18 protein-coding genes are annotated in these 15,407 nt (G+C 71.8%); 1 reads left to right on the forward strand and 17 read right to left on the reverse strand.

What is annotated here, in order from left to right:
• From ACGF0J_RS26725 to ACGF0J_RS26765, 9 genes are all read right to left on the reverse strand, one after another.
• On the reverse strand, positions 1 to 1,233 hold the full coding sequence (locus ACGF0J_RS26725; protein WP_393149839.1) for an FAD-binding protein: 1,233 nt from the start codon (positions 1,231 to 1,233) through the stop codon (positions 1 to 3).
• Positions 1,233 to 2,690, reverse strand: a complete 1,458-nt coding sequence (araA, locus tag ACGF0J_RS26730; protein WP_393149841.1) for an L-arabinose isomerase — start codon at positions 2,688 to 2,690, stop codon at positions 1,233 to 1,235. Before araA ends, ACGF0J_RS26725 begins: the two co-directional genes overlap by 1 nt.
• Complete coding sequence (locus tag ACGF0J_RS26735; protein ID WP_393149843.1) at positions 2,687 to 3,349, reverse strand: L-ribulose-5-phosphate 4-epimerase; 663 nt, start codon at positions 3,347 to 3,349, stop codon at positions 2,687 to 2,689. The genes araA and ACGF0J_RS26735 overlap by 4 nt, the downstream gene beginning before the upstream one ends.
• Complete coding sequence (araB, locus tag ACGF0J_RS26740) at positions 3,346 to 4,995, reverse strand: ribulokinase (protein WP_393149845.1); 1,650 nt, start codon at positions 4,993 to 4,995, stop codon at positions 3,346 to 3,348. The genes ACGF0J_RS26735 and araB overlap by 4 nt, the downstream gene beginning before the upstream one ends.
• Positions 4,996 to 5,037: 42 nt before the next feature.
• The gene (gene yjfF, locus ACGF0J_RS26745) at positions 5,038 to 6,036 is read right to left on the reverse strand and encodes a galactofuranose ABC transporter, permease protein YjfF (protein ID WP_393149847.1); all 999 of its coding nucleotides are present in this window, start codon (positions 6,034 to 6,036) and stop codon (positions 5,038 to 5,040) included.
• Positions 6,033 to 7,046, reverse strand: coding sequence for an ABC transporter permease (locus ACGF0J_RS26750; protein WP_393149849.1), 1,014 nt, complete (start codon positions 7,044 to 7,046; stop codon positions 6,033 to 6,035). The genes yjfF and ACGF0J_RS26750 overlap by 4 nt, the downstream gene beginning before the upstream one ends.
• Positions 7,043 to 8,551 carry a sugar ABC transporter ATP-binding protein gene (locus tag ACGF0J_RS26755; protein ID WP_393149851.1) on the reverse strand — a complete coding sequence of 503 codons (1,509 nt, stop codon included), beginning with the start codon at positions 8,549 to 8,551 and terminating at the stop codon, positions 7,043 to 7,045. The genes ACGF0J_RS26750 and ACGF0J_RS26755 overlap by 4 nt, the downstream gene beginning before the upstream one ends.
• Before the next feature lie 88 nt (positions 8,552 to 8,639).
• Complete coding sequence (locus tag ACGF0J_RS26760; protein WP_393149853.1) at positions 8,640 to 9,617, reverse strand: ABC transporter substrate-binding protein; 978 nt, start codon at positions 9,615 to 9,617, stop codon at positions 8,640 to 8,642.
• 72 nt (positions 9,618 to 9,689) lie between these two features.
• Positions 9,690 to 10,673: a LacI family DNA-binding transcriptional regulator gene (locus ACGF0J_RS26765; protein ID WP_393149964.1), complete on the reverse strand. Its 984-nt coding sequence runs from the start codon at positions 10,671 to 10,673 to the stop codon at positions 9,690 to 9,692.
• A 357-nt stretch (positions 10,674 to 11,030) separates the two neighbouring features.
• Between ACGF0J_RS26765 and ACGF0J_RS26770 the strand changes: the two genes are divergently transcribed.
• Positions 11,031 to 11,639, forward strand: a complete 609-nt coding sequence (locus ACGF0J_RS26770) for a DUF1707 domain-containing protein (protein WP_393149855.1) — start codon at positions 11,031 to 11,033, stop codon at positions 11,637 to 11,639.
• A gap of 7 nt (positions 11,640 to 11,646) precedes the next feature.
• On the opposite strand, the gene ACGF0J_RS26775 is transcribed toward ACGF0J_RS26770, so the two are convergent.
• From ACGF0J_RS26775 to gvpJ, 8 genes are read right to left on the reverse strand one after another with little or no spacing between them, the layout of a single operon-like run.
• A complete protein-coding gene (locus ACGF0J_RS26775) occupies positions 11,647 to 11,967 on the reverse strand; it encodes a gas vesicle protein K (protein ID WP_393149857.1) in 321 nt (106 codons plus the stop codon).
• Complete coding sequence (locus ACGF0J_RS26780) at positions 11,948 to 12,175, reverse strand: gas vesicle protein (RefSeq protein WP_393149859.1); 228 nt, start codon at positions 12,173 to 12,175, stop codon at positions 11,948 to 11,950. Before ACGF0J_RS26780 ends, ACGF0J_RS26775 begins: the two co-directional genes overlap by 20 nt.
• Positions 12,172 to 13,029, reverse strand: a complete 858-nt coding sequence (locus tag ACGF0J_RS26785; RefSeq protein WP_393149861.1) for a GvpL/GvpF family gas vesicle protein — start codon at positions 13,027 to 13,029, stop codon at positions 12,172 to 12,174. The genes ACGF0J_RS26780 and ACGF0J_RS26785 overlap by 4 nt, the downstream gene beginning before the upstream one ends.
• A complete protein-coding gene (locus ACGF0J_RS26790; RefSeq protein ID WP_393149863.1) occupies positions 13,019 to 13,474 on the reverse strand; it encodes a gas vesicle protein in 456 nt (151 codons plus the stop codon). Before ACGF0J_RS26790 ends, ACGF0J_RS26785 begins: the two co-directional genes overlap by 11 nt.
• Positions 13,471 to 13,878, reverse strand: coding sequence for a gas vesicle protein GvpO (gene gvpO, locus ACGF0J_RS26795; RefSeq protein WP_393149865.1), 408 nt, complete (start codon positions 13,876 to 13,878; stop codon positions 13,471 to 13,473). Before gvpO ends, ACGF0J_RS26790 begins: the two co-directional genes overlap by 4 nt.
• A 4-nt stretch (positions 13,879 to 13,882) precedes the next feature.
• Positions 13,883 to 14,146 carry a gas vesicle protein GvpG gene (locus tag ACGF0J_RS26800; RefSeq protein WP_393149867.1) on the reverse strand — a complete coding sequence of 88 codons (264 nt, stop codon included), beginning with the start codon at positions 14,144 to 14,146 and terminating at the stop codon, positions 13,883 to 13,885.
• A 6-nt stretch (positions 14,147 to 14,152) separates the two neighbouring features.
• The gene (locus ACGF0J_RS26805; RefSeq protein ID WP_393149869.1) at positions 14,153 to 14,968 is read right to left on the reverse strand and encodes a GvpL/GvpF family gas vesicle protein; all 816 of its coding nucleotides are present in this window, start codon (positions 14,966 to 14,968) and stop codon (positions 14,153 to 14,155) included.
• A 1-nt stretch (position 14,969) separates the two neighbouring features.
• Positions 14,970 to 15,389 (reverse strand): gas vesicle protein GvpJ, encoded by a 420-nt coding sequence (gvpJ, locus tag ACGF0J_RS26810; RefSeq protein ID WP_393149871.1) that lies wholly within the window; start codon positions 15,387 to 15,389, stop codon positions 14,970 to 14,972.
• Positions 15,390 to 15,407: the final 18 nt, after the last annotated feature.

Genomic DNA, 15,407 nt, shown 5'->3' on the forward strand with positions numbered 1-15,407 from the left:
TCAGCCGGCGTCAGGTACGTCGAGCAGCCGGCGCACGAAGGCGTTGCCGAACGTGCCGTCCGGGTCGTACCTGCGCACCAGCTCGGCGAAGCGCGGCGGGCAGGCCGGCCACCGGGTGAACAGCTTGCCCCAGTGCGGCCGCGGGTCGAAGGGCGCCAGCGCGTCCTCGACCAGCCGCAGCACGGGACGCACCACGGCCCAGTCCTTCACCCAGGTGAAGTGCACGGTCACGCTGTCACGGCCGTGGAACGGGCTGAGCCACAGGTCGTCGGCGGCGACCGTGCGCACCTCCGAGATCTGCAGCGCCGGCCGGATCCGGTCGCCGAGGGCGTGCAGCGTGGCCAGCGCGTCACCCACGCGCGCCCTGGGCAGCGCGAACTCCGACTGCAGCTCGTCCCCCGCGCTGCTGGGCGGCGCGTCGGCCCGGAAGTGCGGCAGCCGCTCGTGCCACGGCCCCGGCACGCCGAGCTGAGCCGTGCAGGCGCCGGCCGGCATGCCGGGCACCGGGTGGCGCGGCCCGTCCGCCGGCCGGGCGCCCCACCGCTCGCCGGCCGGCAACTCGTCGCGGCGCTTGAGCCACGCGTGCACCGAGTGCCAGTCGGTGAACAGGCTGACGCTGTGGCCGTCGGCCAGGACCTCGTCGAAGGGGGCGTCCCACGGCAGGCCCTCCAGGACGTACTGGCGCAGCTCGAAGGCGGGCAGCACGTCGAGGGTGAGCGCCGTGACCACCCCGAGGGCTCCCAGCGCGACCACCGCGCCGGGGAAGTCGGCGTCGCCCCGCCGCAGCGTGACGAGTGAGCCGTCGGCGGTGACGAGCTCCAGGCCCGACACCGCGGCCGACAGGCTCCGGTTGCCGTCGCCGGAGCCGTGCGTGCCCGTCGCCACCGACCCCGCCACCGAGATGTGCGGCAGCGACGCCATGGCGGCCAGCGCGAACCCACCGGCGTGCAGGGCGTCGGCCAGCCGCGCGTAGGTGACGCCCGCGCCGGCCCGCACCCGGCCGGCCGCGCCGTCGAGGGCGATCTCCGGCGGCATGCGATCCAGACGGACCAGCTCGCCGGGCGAGTCGGCCACGTCGCTGAAGGAGTGGCCGCTGCCCAGTGCCCGGACCCGGGACGCCGCGGCGACGAGCCGCCGCAGCTCCTCCAGCGTGGCGGGCCGGTGCACGCGGCTCGCGTGGAAGGCGACGTTGCCGGCCCAGTTGGTCGCCCCCGCGGGCGCGGCGCCCGCCACTACAGGCCCTGCGCCAGACGGTAGTAGGCCTGGTTCCAGCGCAGTTCCTTGGTGAACTGCCGGGTCGTGGTGCCGGCGTCGATGACGAGCAGTTCGACGCCCAGCATGTCGGACAGGTCGGCCAGTTCCTCGGCGCCGACGGCGGTGGACAGCACGGTGTGGTGCGGCGCGCCGGCGGTCAGCCACGCCTCCGTGCTGGTGCGCAGGTCGGGCCGCGGGCGCCAGACCGCGCGGGCGACCGGCAGCTTCGGCAGCGGCTGGGGCGGGGCGACGATGTCGATCTCGTTGGCCACCAGCCGGAACCTGTCGCCCATGTCGGCCAGGCCGACCACCACGCCGGGTCCCGGCGCCGCGTCGAACACCAGCCGGACCGGGTCCTCCCGGCCGCCGATGCCGAGCGGGTGGATCTCGCACGACGGCGTGCCGGCCGCGATCGACGGGCAGACCTCCAGCATGTGCGCGCCGAGGATGAGCTCCTCGCCGGGCGTCAGATGGTAGGTGTAGTCCTCCATGAACGACGTGCCGCCGTCGGGCGCCATGGCCTTCAGGGTGCGCAGCAGCACGGAGGTCTTCCAGTCGCCCTCGCCGCCGAAGCCGTAGCCGTCGGCCATCAGCCGCTGCACGGCCAGCCCGGGGAGCTGACGGAGCCCGCCGAGGTCCTCGAAGTTCGTGGTGAACGCCTTGAACCCGCCGTCCTCCAGGAAGCTCCGCAGGCCCAGCTCGATCCCGGCGGCGTAGCGCAGCGACTCGCGGCGCTCGCCGAGCAGCTCGGGCGCCACCCGGTAGAGCTCCCCGTACTCCTTGACCAGGCTGTTCACGTCGGCGTCGGAGGCGGCGTCCACGGCCCCGACCAGGTCGTTGACGCCGTAGGTGTTGACCGAGACGCCGAAGCGGAGCTGCGCCTCGACCTTGTCGCCCTCGGTGACGGCGACGTCGCGCATGTTGTCGCCGAACCGGGCGAGCCGGAGCGTGCGCAGCTCGGCCAGGCCGGTGGCGGCCCGCGCCCAGGCGAGGATGCGCTCGGCCACGTACGGGTCGCTCACGTGCCCGGCCACGGTCTTGCGCGCGACGCCCAGCCGGGTCTGGACGAACCCGAACTCCCGGTCACCGTGGGCGGCCTGGTTGAGGTTCATGAAGTCCATGTCGATGGAGCTCCACGGCAGCTCCACGTTGGCCTGGGTGTGCAGGTGGAGCAGCGGCTTGCGCAGCGCGTCGAGCCCGGCGATCCACATCTTGGCCGGCGAGAAGGTGTGCATCCAGGCGATCACCCCGGCGCAGGTGTCGTCCGCGCCCGCCTCCAGCATGATCCGCCGGATCGCCGCCGCGTCGGTCAGCACGGGTTTCCACTCCACGGGCAGCGGCAGCGCCTCGGCGATGCGCCGCGACTGCTCGGCGACCTGCCGCAGCGTCTCGTCGCCGTACAGTCCCTGGCTGCCGGTCAGAAACCAGATCTTCAACGCGGGCTCCTTTGTCCATAGACATTCTGGTAGCGGTCGTGGAGGCGGTCCACGTCGGCCCGGGCGATCGTCAGCGGCTCGCCGAGCTGCCGGGCGACGTGCACGGTGCGGGCCACGTCCTCGCACATGACGGCCGCCTTCACGGCGGCCTTCGGGTCCCTGCCGATGGTGAAGACGCCGTGGCTGCGCATCAGCACGGCCGGCGAGCGGTGTCCCTTGAGCGTCTCCACGATGCCCTGGCCGATGGAGTCGTCGCCGATGAGCGCGAACGGCCCGACGGGGATCTCGCCGCCGAACTCGTCGGCCATCGCGGTGAGCACGCACGGGACGGCCTCGCCGCGGGCCGCCCAGGCGGTGGCGTAGGTGGAGTGCGTGTGCACGACACCGCCGACCTCGGGCATGTTGCGGTAGACGTAGGCGTGCGCGGCGGTGTCGCTGGACGGTGCGTGCTCGCCGTCGACCAGGTTGCCGTCGAGGTCGCAGACGACCATGGCGTCCGGTGACAGCTCGTCGTAGCTCACCCCCGACGGTTTGATGACGAACAGGTCCTTACCCGGCACCCGCCCGGAGACGTTGCCGGCGGTCCACGCCACGAGGTTGTTGCGCACCAGCTCGGCGTGCAGGTCGCTGACCGTCTTCCGCATGTCCGCGATGGTCATCCGTTGGCCTCGTTCCTGATCGCGCGCAGCGTGTGCAGCATCCGTCCGTCCCCGAAGTAGTCGTGCAGTGTGCGGTATTCGGCGTAGAGCCGGTCGTAGGCGTCGGCCCTGGCCTCGTCGGGCAGGTAGGCGTCGTCCCGCCGCGTGCCCATCGCGGCGGCGGCCTGCTGGATGTCGGCGTAGGCTCCGGCGGCCACGGCCGCGTGAATGGCCGAGCCGAGTGCCGGGCCCTGGTCGGAGCCGATCACCGACAGGGGGCGCCGCAGCACGTCGGCGTAGATCTGCATGAGGAAGCCGTTCTTCAGCAGCCCGCCCGCGGCGACGAAGTCCTCGACCGGCACGCCGGCCTCCTCGAACGTCTCGACGATCATGCGGGCGCCGAAGGCGGTGGCCTCGATGAGCGCCCGGTAGACGTCCTCGGGCCGGGTGCTGAGCGTCTGGCCGACGATCACGCCGGACAGGTTGTGGTCGACCAGGACCGAGCGGTTGCCGTTGTGCCAGTCGAGCGCGACCAGCCCGTGCTCGCCCACGCGCTGCGCGGCGGCCAGCTCGGTCAGGTACTCGTGGACCGACAGGCCGCGTTCCCCGGCGGTCAGGGTGTAGGAGGCGGGCACGCCGTTGTCGACGAACCAGGCGAAGATGTCGCCCACGCCCGACTGGCCGGCCTCGTAGCCCCACAGGCCCGGCACGATCCCGTCGCGGACGACGCCGCACATGCCGGGCACCTCGGCGAGCCGGTCGGAGGGCATCACGTGACAGGTGGAGGTGCCCATGATGGCGACCATCTGGCCGGGCCGGACCGCGTCGGCGGCGGCGGAGGTGACGTGCGCGTCCACGTTGCCGACGGCTACGGCGATGCCCTCGGGCAGCTTGGTCCACTCGGCGGCCCGGGCGGTCAGCCGTCCGGCGAGCCCGCCGAGCGGGGACAGCTCGTGGCCCAGCTTGGCGGTGAAGCCGGCGAAGCCCGGGTTGAGCGCCGCCAGGAAGTCCTCGGAGGGGTAGCCGCCGTCCTGGAAGACGCCCTTGTAGCCGGCGGTGCAGACGTTGCGGGTCTCCACCCCGGTGAGCTGCCAGACGATCCAGTCGGCCGCCTCGATCCACCGCTCGGTCCTGGCGTAGACCTCGGGGTCCTCCTCCAGCACCTGCAGCGCCTTGGCGAACTGCCACTCCGAGGAGATCCTGCCGCCGTAGCGCGGCAGCCACGTCTCGCCGCGCTCGGCGGCCAGCGCGTTGATCCGGTCGGCGTGCGCCTGGGCCGCGTGGTGTTTCCACAGCTTCGGCCAGGCGTGCGGCCGCTCCGGCGTCTCGTGGCAGAGCGGCGTGCCGTCGGCCCTGGCCGGCAGCACGGTGCAGGCGGTGAAGTCGGTGCCGATCCCGATCACCCGGGCCGGGTCGATCCCGGCGTCCGCCACGGCCTGGGGGACCGCCGTGCGCAGCACGTCGAGCCAGTCGTGCGGTGACTGGAGCGCCCAGTCGGGCGCCAGCCGGACGTCCGTGCCGGGCAGCCGGTCCTCGATGACGCGGTGGCCGTACTCGTGGACGGCCGTGCCCAGCTCGGCTCCGTCGGACACGCGCACGACCACGGCGCGTCCCGACAGCGTCCCGAAGTCGACACCGATCACGAAGCGGTCATTGTTAGCGCTCACACAACACTCCCCAAGGTCGGTACGGCACAGCCGCACAGCCGGTCACGTACGGCGCCGCGCCGAGAATAGACGCTGCAGCAGAATGAAGACGAACAGCAGCAGGCCGATGAAGATCTTCGTCCACCACGAGCTCAGCGTGCCCTCGAAGCTGATGACGGTCTGGATCAGCCCCAGCACCAGCACGCCGAGCACCGTGCCGAACAGGAAGCCGGAGCCGCCGGTCAGCAGCGTGCCGCCGATGACGACCGCGGCGATGGCGTCGAGCTCCATGCCGACGGCGTGCAGCCCGTAGCCCGAGAGCATGTAGAACGACAGCAGCACGCCGCCGAGCGCCGAGCAGAACCCGCTGATCGTGTAGACCGCGATCTTCGTGCGGCCCACGGGCAGGCCCATGAGCCGTGCCGACTGCTCGCTGCCGCCCGTGGCGTAGACGGTCCGGCCGAGCCTCGTGTAGTGCAGCACGTAGGCGGCGCCCAGCACCACCACGGCGGCGACGATCACGCTGGGCGAGATCCACAGGTCGGCGAACAGGTCGATCCTGGTCTGCGCGAACGCGGTGAACGTCGGGTCGTCGATCGGGATCGAGTCGGTGCCGATCGTGTAGCACAGGCCGCGGGCCAGGAACATCCCGGCCAGGGTGACGATGAACGGCTGGATGTCGAAGGCGTGCACGATGTAGCCCATCACCAGCCCCAGCGTGCAGCCGATGAGCAGCACCAGGGGGATGACCAGGTACGGCGGCCAGCCCGGCCCGGCCATCAGGCTGGCCGAGATCATCGTGGACAGCGCGACCACCGAGCCGACCGACAGGTCGATGCCGCCGGTGAGGATCACGAACGTCATGCCGACCGCGACGACGAGCAGGAACGCGTTGTCGATGAAGACGTTGAGAATCACCTGCCCGCTCGCGAAACCCTCGTAGCGGACGCCGCCCGCCACGAACATGGCCACGAACAGGCAGGCCGTCACCAGCACGGGCACGTACCTGGCGGGGACGGCCCGCAGCGGGCCCCGGTCGAACGTCATCGCTGGGGGCGTCATGCCGTCACCCGCACCTTCTCCTCGGCCGCCGGTCGCGGCCCGGCCGCGGTCCCGCGGCGGCGGAACACCTTGTCACGGAACGACGGGGACTGGATGAGGCAGACGGCGGCCACCACGAGCGCCTTGAACAGCAGCGTGGTCTCCGGCGGCACGCCCACCGAGTAGATGGTCGTGGTCAGTGTCTGGATGATGAGCGCGCCGACCACCGTGCCGCCGAGCGAGAAGCGCCCGCCCGCCAGGGAGGTGCCGCCGATGACCACCGCGAGGATCGCGTCCAGTTCGATCCACAGGCCGGCGTTGTTGCCGTCGGCGCTGGAGACGTTCGAGCTGATCATCAGTCCGGCGACGCCCGCGCACAGCCCGGCGAACGCGTAGACCATGACGATGATCCCGCGCGCGCGGATGCCGGCCAGGCGGCTGGCCTCGGCGTTGCCGCCGACCGACTCGATGAGCATGCCGAGCGCGAGCTTGCGGGTGAGGAACGCGGTGACGCCCAGCACGACGAGCACGAGCAGGATGCCGAACGGGACAGTCAGCAGGTAGCCGCCGCCGATGAGCTTGTAGGCGGGGCTGTTGACGGTGATGATCTGCCCGTCGGTGATGAGCTGCGCCAGGCCGCGCCCGGCCACCATGAGGATCAGCGTGGCGATGATCGGCTGGATGCCGATCCCGGCGACGAGGAAGCCGTTCCACGCGCCGAGCAGCACCGACAGCCCGAGCGCCAGCACGACGGCGGTGAACACGCCCGCGTCCTGGCTGATCTGCAGGCAGGCCAGCGCTCCTGAGATGGCCACCACCGAGCCGACCGACAGGTCGATGCCGCCGGTCGCGATGACCAGGGTCATGCCGAGCGACACCAGGATGAGTGGCGCGCCGAAGCGCAGGATGTCGATCAGGCTGCCGTAGAGGTGGCCCTCACGCATCTGGATCGACAGGAAGCCGGGCGAGAACGCCACGTTCAGCAGGATCAGGGCCGCCAGGATGGCCAGCGGCCACAGCAGTCGTCTCATGCCCGCCCTCCGCTCGCGATCGTCTCCAGGAGCACGTCGGTGGTCAAGGCGTCGTCGTTGGGCAGGTCGGCCACCAGCCTGCGGTCGCGCAGCACGCCGACCCGGTGGCTGAGCCGCAGCACCTCCTCCAGTTCGGCGGAGATGAACAGCACCGCCATGCCGCCGTCGGACAGCTCGGCCACCAGGCGCTGGATCTCGGTCTTGGCACCGACGTCGATGCCGCGGGTCGGCTCGTCGAGGATGAGCAGCTTGGGCTCCAGGATGAGCCAGCGGGCCAGCAGCACCTTCTGCTGGTTGCCGCCGCTGAGGTTGCGCACGAGGTGGTCGGGGTTCGGCGGGCTGATCCGCAGCGCCTTGACGTACCGGCCGACCAGCTCGTCCTGCTGCTCGCGCGGCACCGGCCTGGTCCAGCCGCGGGTGGCCTGCAGGGCGAGGATGATGTTCTCCCTGACCGTGAGGTCGGGGATGAGCCCGTCCTGCTTACGGTTCTCGGAGCAGAAGGCGATGTCGTGCGTCATCGCGGTGCGCGGCGTGCGCAGCGACACGGGGGCGCCGCCGACCGCGACCTCGCCGGTGGTGGCGTGGTCGGCGCCGAAGAGCAGCCGGGCGATCTCGGTACGGCCGGAGCCGAGCAGCCCGGCCAGCCCCACCACCTCGCCCTCGTGGATGGTGAGCGAGAACGGCTCGACGGCGCCGGCGCTGCCCAGCTCGCGCGCCTGGACCAGCGGCCGGTCGAACACCCTGGCCTCGCCGTGCAGCTTCTCCAGGTCGGCCAGCTCCTGGCCGATCATCTTGGCGACCAGCTCGACCTGGCTCAGCTCGCTGGTGAGGTACTCGCCGACGAGCCGGCCGTTGCGCAGGATCGTCATCCGGTCGGAGATCTCGTAGATCTGGTCGAGGAAGTGGGAGACGAAGAGGATGGCGATGCCCTCCTCCTTGAGCGTGCGCATCACCCGGAAGAGCTGCTCGACCTCGCCGGCGTCGAGGCTGGAGGTGGGCTCGTCCAGAATGAGCACGCGGGCGTCGACGTCGATCGCGCGGGCGATGGCGACCATCTGCTGGATGGCCAGCGAGCAGGACGACAGCGGCGCCGAGACGTCCACGTCCAGCTCCAGCCGGGCCAGCAGCTCGGCGGCCCGGGCCCGCATGCGCCGGAAGTCGATGCGGCCGCGCCGGCGTGGTTCGCGGCCGATGAAGACGTTCTCCGCCACCGACAGGTTGGCGCAGAGGTTGACCTCCTGGTAGACGGTGCTGATCCCGGCCTGCTGGGCCTCCAGCGGACCGGCGAAGGCCACGGCGCGGCCGGCCAGCTCGACGGTGCCCTCGTCGCAGGGGTGCACCCCGGTCAGCACCTTGATCAACGTGGACTTGCCCGCGCCGTTCTCGCCCATCAGCGCGTGCACCTCGCCCGGGAGGAGTCTCAGGTCGACCCCGTCGAGGGCCCTCACTCCGGGAAACTGTTTACCGATCCCGCTCATGCGCAGGATGGGTGCGGGTTCGGCCATCGCGGCGTCCCCTCTCCTGTTCGCGCTCGTCGCACGGGCCGGGCCGGCCCCGGCGGCGTCACCGCGCCGGGGCCGGGCCGGCCACCGGTCAGTACTGACGCTGGGGCAGCGCGGCCTTGGCCTGCTCCTGGGTGAAGGTGGTCTCCTCCGTCACCACGCGGGCGGGGACGGACTCGCCCTTGACGACCTTCTTGGCGAGGTCCATGAGCTGCGGGCCGAGCAGCGGCGAGCACTCGACGATGTAGTTGATCTTCCCGTCGGCGAGGGCCTGCATGCCGTCCTTGACGGCGTCGACCGTGATGATCTTGATGTCCTTGCCGGGCACCTTGCCCGCGCCCTCGATGGCCTCGATGGCGCCCAGGCCCATGTCGTCGTTGTGGGCGTAGAGGACGTCGATGTCGGGGTGGGCCTTCAGGAAGGCCTCCATGACCTCCTTGCCCTTGGCCCGCGTGAAGTCGCCGGTCTGCGAAGCGATGATCTTGAACTTGGCCTCGCCGCCGATGACCTCCTGGAACCCGGCCTTGCGGTCGTTGGCCGGAGCGGAGCCCGTGGTCCCCTGCAGTTCGACGATGTTCACCGGGTCGGTGCCCGACTTGTACTCCTCCAGCAGCCACTTTCCGGCCTTGCGGCCCTCCTCGACGAAGTCGGAGCCGAGGAAGGTCTTGTAGAGGCTGGTGTCCTTGGAGTCCACGGCCCGGTCGGTCAGGATGACCGGGATCTTGGCGTTCTTGGCCTCCTTCAGGACGGTGTCCCAGCCCGACTCGACCACCGGCGAGAAGGCGATGACGTCCACCTTCTGCTGGATGTAGGAGCGGATGGCCTTGATCTGGTTCTCCTGCTTCTGCTGGGCGTCGGAGAACTTCAGGGTGATGCCGGCCGTCCCGGCCGACTCCTGGATCGACTTGGTGTTGGCCGTACGCCAGCCGCTCTCCGCGCCGACCTGCGAGAAGCCCATGGTGATCGAGCCGTCGCCGCCGCTGGAGGCGCTGGTGTCGCCGCCTCCGCAGCCGGCAAGCGTCACCGCGGTGAGCCCGGCGAGCACCAGCGTCGAGATCCTCTTCAACACGTGGGGAGTTCCTTCCTGATGTGAGCGCTAACAACGAAGGCCGCGTCAGCGCCGCGCCAAACCTGTCCCCGACTAGATCCGGGCCGTGCTGGCCCGGTCGACCAAGGAGGGCGGGACCACGAGGCGCTCGCGCCCGTGCGGCTCCCCACCCTCGATCTGCCGTAGCAGCACCCCGATGCTGTGCCTGCCCACCGCGTCGAAGTCCTGCCTGATGGTGGTCAGCGGAGGCGAGAAGAACTCCGACTCGGGCACGTCGTCGAAACCGACGACGCTCACCCGGTCGGGCACCCGCACGCCCCGCTCGGTGAACGCCCGCAGCACCCCGAGCGCCATCTGGTCGTTGGCGACGAAGACCGCGGTCACGTCCGTCATGCTCGCCAGGCTGCACCCCGCCTCGTAACCCGAGCGCGGGCTCCAGTCACCGGCGAGCGGCCGCGGAGCCTCCCGGCCCGCCCGCTCCAGCGCGGCCCGCCACCCGGCCACGCGCCCCTCGGCCTCCAGCCAGTCGGAGGGGCCGCGGACGTGCCAGACCGTCTCGTGCCCCAGGGACAGCAGGTGCTCGGTCGCGAGCCTGCCCCCCTCGACCTGGTCGACGCAGACCACCGACACCTCACCGGCCTCGCCGCCCTCGACGGCGACCGTGGGCACGCCGGGGGGCAGGTCCGTCAGCGCCCGGGCGGCCGAGCGCTGCGGAGCCACCACGACGATGCCGTCGACGCCCTGGTCCGCCAGATAGTCGAGGGCGTCGCGGACGCCGCCCCGGTCGATCGACTTGAGGCTGACGATGCTGATGAAGTAGCCGGCGGCCCTGGCCGCCTGCTCGATGCCGTAGACGGTGCTCGCCGGGCCGTACAGCGTGGTGTCGAAGCTGACCACGCCGAGGGTCCGGGAGTGCCGGGTGACGAGCGCCCGGGCGACGAGGTTTCGGCGGTAGCCGAGCTTGTCGATCGCTTCGAGCACCTTGGCGCGGGTCTCGCCGCGCACGTTGGGATGCTCGTTGAGCACCCGTGAGACCGTCTGGTGCGACACGCCGGCCTCCTTGGCCACATCGGCCATGACAGGCGGGCGGCGACCCGGGATCGATCCCACGAACAGCTCCTTTCCTGACTTGAGACGACTGTGAGCGTTAACAATGGGTCTCGTCAAGAGGTGCGCGGATTACGGTCGAGTCACACCGGGCGCACTCTCGACATCGGTGGCGGGAGGGCCTTTACCAGGAAACCTCAAAACTGTTGCGGCCATCCGACTCAGGGGGTTAGCGTTAACAAGAAGTGCGTGAACGCCCCCCGCCGCGACGAGTGCGGACACCCGCCGCGCCCCCGCCTGCCGCGGCCGCGCGGGCGGACACCCGGCCTGCTCCACCGGCGACCACCCCGGCATGAAATCTGGGGAAATGACCGCTACGCTCGGATCATGGCCGACCTCCCCGATCGCGACCCGCGCCAGATGCGCCCCTCCGACCGCGATCGCGACCGCACGCTCGACATCCTCCGCTCCGCCACCGAGGAGGGCCGGCTGCCGATGGCGGAGTTCAACGAACGGCTCGACCTCGTCTACTCCGCCAAGACCTACGGCGAGCTGGAACGCATCACGCACGACCTGCCCGACACCACGCGGCGGGCGACGCCCGCGAGCGGCGGGGCGGTCAGCCGGGCGGGCAGGCTCGGGCTGGCGATCATTGGCGGGTTCACCCGGGCCGGCCGCTGGCGGGCCGCCCGGACCTTCACCTCCGTGACGGTGTGGGGCGGCGGCACGATCGACCTGCGCGACGCGATCCTCGACGGGAACGAGATCCGGATCAGGGCGTTCGCGGTCATGGGCGGCGTCGGCATCATCGTGCCGGAGGACGCCGAGGTGGAGGTCAGCGGCGTCGGCATCATGGGCGGTTTCGACCACCGGGCCAACGGCCCCGGCCGGCCCGGCGGCCCCCGCGTGGTGATCACCGGGCTGGCGTTCTGGGGCGGCGTCGGCACCATGCGCAAGCGTCGCAAGGCCCGCGCGGACGACGCGCCGACCGGCTAGTCCACGGCTAGTCCTCCGGCAGCAGCGTGCCGAGGGGCCCCAGGTCGAGGTTGAGGTCGGCCGGGGTCAGGTCGAACCGCTCGCACAGCTCCGTCATGGCCTCCTCCAGCTTCATCAGGGTCAGGCCCAGCGTCTCGACCTGCTCGTCCGACAGGTCGCCCTGCTCCATCCGGCGGATCGACTGGCGTTCGACAAGCTGGCGCACCAGCTCGACCAGCGTGAGCACGAGCCGCGACAGGTCGCGCTCCACCGCCTCGGGATCGGTCTCGATGCGGAGCCGGGGCGGGCGCGCACGCTCGCCCGGCCCGTCAGAGCTGGTCGAGGTCATCGTAGGGTTCGGACTCCCGGATCGAGGTGATCAGCGCCCGGATGGAGATGCGGACGAGGTCGATGTCGGCGATGGACAGGACGAGGTCGCCGCTGATGACCACGCCGCCCGCGAGCAGCCGGTCCAGCAGGTCGACCAGCGCCACCCGCTCCGAGGGCAGACGTCCTTCGGAGGCCAGGGCGGCGCCGCGCGTCTGCTCGAACGTCACGCCCGGCCCCCGTGGTCATGGCGGGCGGGGTCGGAGCCGGCGGGATCGGGGCCAGTGGGATCGAGGCCCTGGGCGTCAGGGCCGGCGGGGTCGTCGAGCACCGCGAACGAGTAGGGCGCCCAGGGGCCCGTGAGCTCGATCTCCCCGCCCTGGGCGCGCAGCTCCTCCAGGGCGCGGGCGAACTCCTGGCCCCGCTCGTCGTCCACCAGGTAGGCGCCGTTCAGCACCATCCCCTCCCTGCGGCCGGACAACTGGGGGTCCTGGGCCCGGTGCCGCCGGCTGGCGACCGCGATGGACCGCAGCACGTCGTGCACCTGCTCGGCGCGCGCCCCGGCCCGCCGCATCGCCTCCTCGCGGCTACGCAGGTCCGCCTGCCGCCGTTTCAGATACGCCGTGCCCGGCGAGGCCGCCCGCGTCCCCTCGTCCGGCCGGCCGCTCGACGACCCCTCGTCGGCTCCCGCGTACACCTTCACACCCCATTCTCGGCGACCGGCGACGCGGGCGAGAGCCTGCGTGAAGTCGTCGCGGCGCCCGTCCAGGAGCGCGCGCACCTGGTCGTCGCCCGAGTAGACGGTGACGAGCCGGACCGGGACGGTCGCGGCCCGCCGCGCCACCTCCTCCACCACGTGGTGGTGGGCGCGGGCGGTGCGGTCCAGCCAGTCGAGGTCCTCCATGGAGCGCCGCAGCGGCTCCTCACCGAACTCGTCGAGCGGCACCGTGCTCACGTAGGCCGCCAGGCCCGCCCCGGTGATCGCCCGCACGGGCGTGCCGGCCACGCCTGTCAGCTCCTCGGGCGGGGCGGCGCCGGTGTCACGCGCGACCGCGTACAGGTACGTGCCCGCGTCAGCGGCCATGCCGTCTCCTCTCTTCCGGCCGTTCGCCACCGCGGCGCTCCCGTTCGCCCGCCGGTCTGGCCCGCGGCCTGCGCGGCGGCTCCTCGTCCTCGTAGTCGACGGCCCCCTCGATGGAGCGGTGGGCGGGGCGGCCGTCCTCCAGTTCGGCGACCCGCTCGCGCAGCCGGCGGTTCTCCTCCACCAGGTGCCGGTCGCCTCCGGACAGCCAGGGGTCGTGCTCCCACCAGTCGATGCCCATCTCCTTCGCCGTGTCTACCGACGCGATGATGAGCCGCAGCTTGATCGTCAGCAGCTCGATGTCCAGGAGGTTGACCCGGATGTCACCGGCGATGATCACACCCCGGTCCAGCACGCGTTCCAGGATGTCGCCCAGGTTCGTGGGCTCCCTGCCGCCGGCCGAGGACGACGGGCGTCCGGCGGGCCCCTGCCGCATCGGTTCCATCATCGCGACGCCTCGCCCAGGTCGCCGCTGCCGCGCCGGTAGCGCCGCAGTCTCCGGTAGGACAGCAGGTTGCCCTCCCCGTCCAGCTCGGCCTCGTAGAGCGCGAGGACGTCGCCGGACGACGGGATGCGGCGGTCCTCGACCACCTCCACGCCCACCAGCCAGCCGTCGTCCTGGGGTTTGACCAGCGTGACGCCCTCCGCCTGGCGGGCGGTCAGCTCGGAGATGTGGCGCAGCCCGGCCTCGCCCGCCGTCATGGCGTTCAGGCGCGCCGACGTCTCGTCGTAGCCGTCCTGACCCAGCTCGTCCTCGCCGAGATCCTCGCCGACGTCCTCGCCCACGTCCTCCTCGTACTCCTCGACGGGCTCGACCTCTTCGGCCTCGCGCGTCCTCCGCTTGGCAGGCACGGGATCACCTCTCCCGGTCGTCGGGTTCCGTCGCGGGCGCGGCGGGCGGGCCGATCATCCGCTGCAGCACCTCCTGCATCCGCTCGGCGTGCTCCTCCTCGGAGATCAGGCCGGCGGCCAGGACCCGGTCGAGTTCCTCCAGCTCCCGCCGGACGGCCGCCGGGTCGCTCATCTCCCGTTCCACCTGCTCCTGGATGAGCTCACCCAGCTTGATCACGCCGCGGACCGGCGCCAGCGGCCAGCCGAACAGCAGCCCGAACAGGCCCATCGCCCCTCACCCCGCCGCCGGGGTCACGATGAAGTCGTACGGCGCCAGCGGGCCGAGCAGGCGCAGGCCGACCCGCCCCGCCCACTGCTCGGCGAGCTCCTCCACCGCCTCCTCCAGCTCCCCCTGCCGTTCCGTCTCGACGAGGAGCGCCAGGTGGACGGCGTCCAGCTCGTGGGTCGCCTCGCGGAGGGCGGCCATCACGCACAGCGGGGCCAGGGCGTCGCTCACCGCCTGGGTGTCGGCCTCCCGCCTGGCCGTGATCGCCGCGTTGACGATCTCCCCGATCTGGATGCGCGCGTCACGGGTCACCTCTTCGGGCTGCTCCCTGATCTGCTCGCGCAGCCGTGCCACCTCCGGGTACTCCTCCAGCACCTCGGCGAGCACCGCCCGCTCCTCGTAGCGGCCCCTGACCACGTACTCGGCCCGCCCCTCCAGCTCCTCCAGCGCCGAGCGGAACTCGTCGTGGTGGGGGGCGAGCAGCTCGTCCACGATCTCGTCGGGGCCCGTCATCACCGCCCCGAACCTGATGGGCAGCACCGGAACCTCGGCGGCGGTGGCGTCGAGCAGTTGCTCGTGCGCGACGAGGTCGTTCGGCGTGCCCAGCGGCCCCTTGCTGGTCAGGTCGCTCACCAGGGCGCCGATCTCCCCGTGCCGGAGCACCGTCACCGGGGCGGGTGGGTCCCCCACGCCGCCCGTGTCCTCGGCCACCTCGACGTCCGCCGGGACGATCCCGTACAGGTAGGTGCCGACCCGCTGCCGGGCCTCCCCACCGCCCGGCCGGTCGCCGGCCGTGGAGGTTTCGGTCGCAGCACGCTCTGCCATGTCAGCCCTCCCCCTTGCGCCGCCCCCGGGCGGACCCCCGTTCGGAGTCCGGGGCCGTTTCACCCACGATGTCCTGCAGCTTGTCGCCGGCCGCTTCCAGGACGCCCTGCACGGCTCCCTTGCTCTTGCCGGTGGCGCCGCTCTTGGTCATGTTCTGCATCAGCTCGGGCAGTCCCTGCGAGCTGCCCGTCTCGGCGAGGTCCAGCCGGTTCACGGCCTCGGCGAAACGGAGATAGGTGTCCACGCTGGCCACCACGATGCGCGCGTCGATGGTCAGCAACTCGATCCCGACGAGCGAGACCCGCACGTAGGCGTCGATCACCAGCCCCTTGTCCAGGATCGTGTCGATCACGTCGGCCAGTCCCGAGGCAGAGGGTCGCTGGGCCACTGCCCCGCCGGACGACGCGGGTTGCACAGTCATGTGTTCACTCCTCGATCG

It is taken from the genome of Nonomuraea sp. NPDC047897 (assembly GCF_043204415.1).
Taxonomy (GTDB): domain Bacteria; phylum Actinomycetota; class Actinomycetes; order Streptosporangiales; family Streptosporangiaceae; genus Nonomuraea.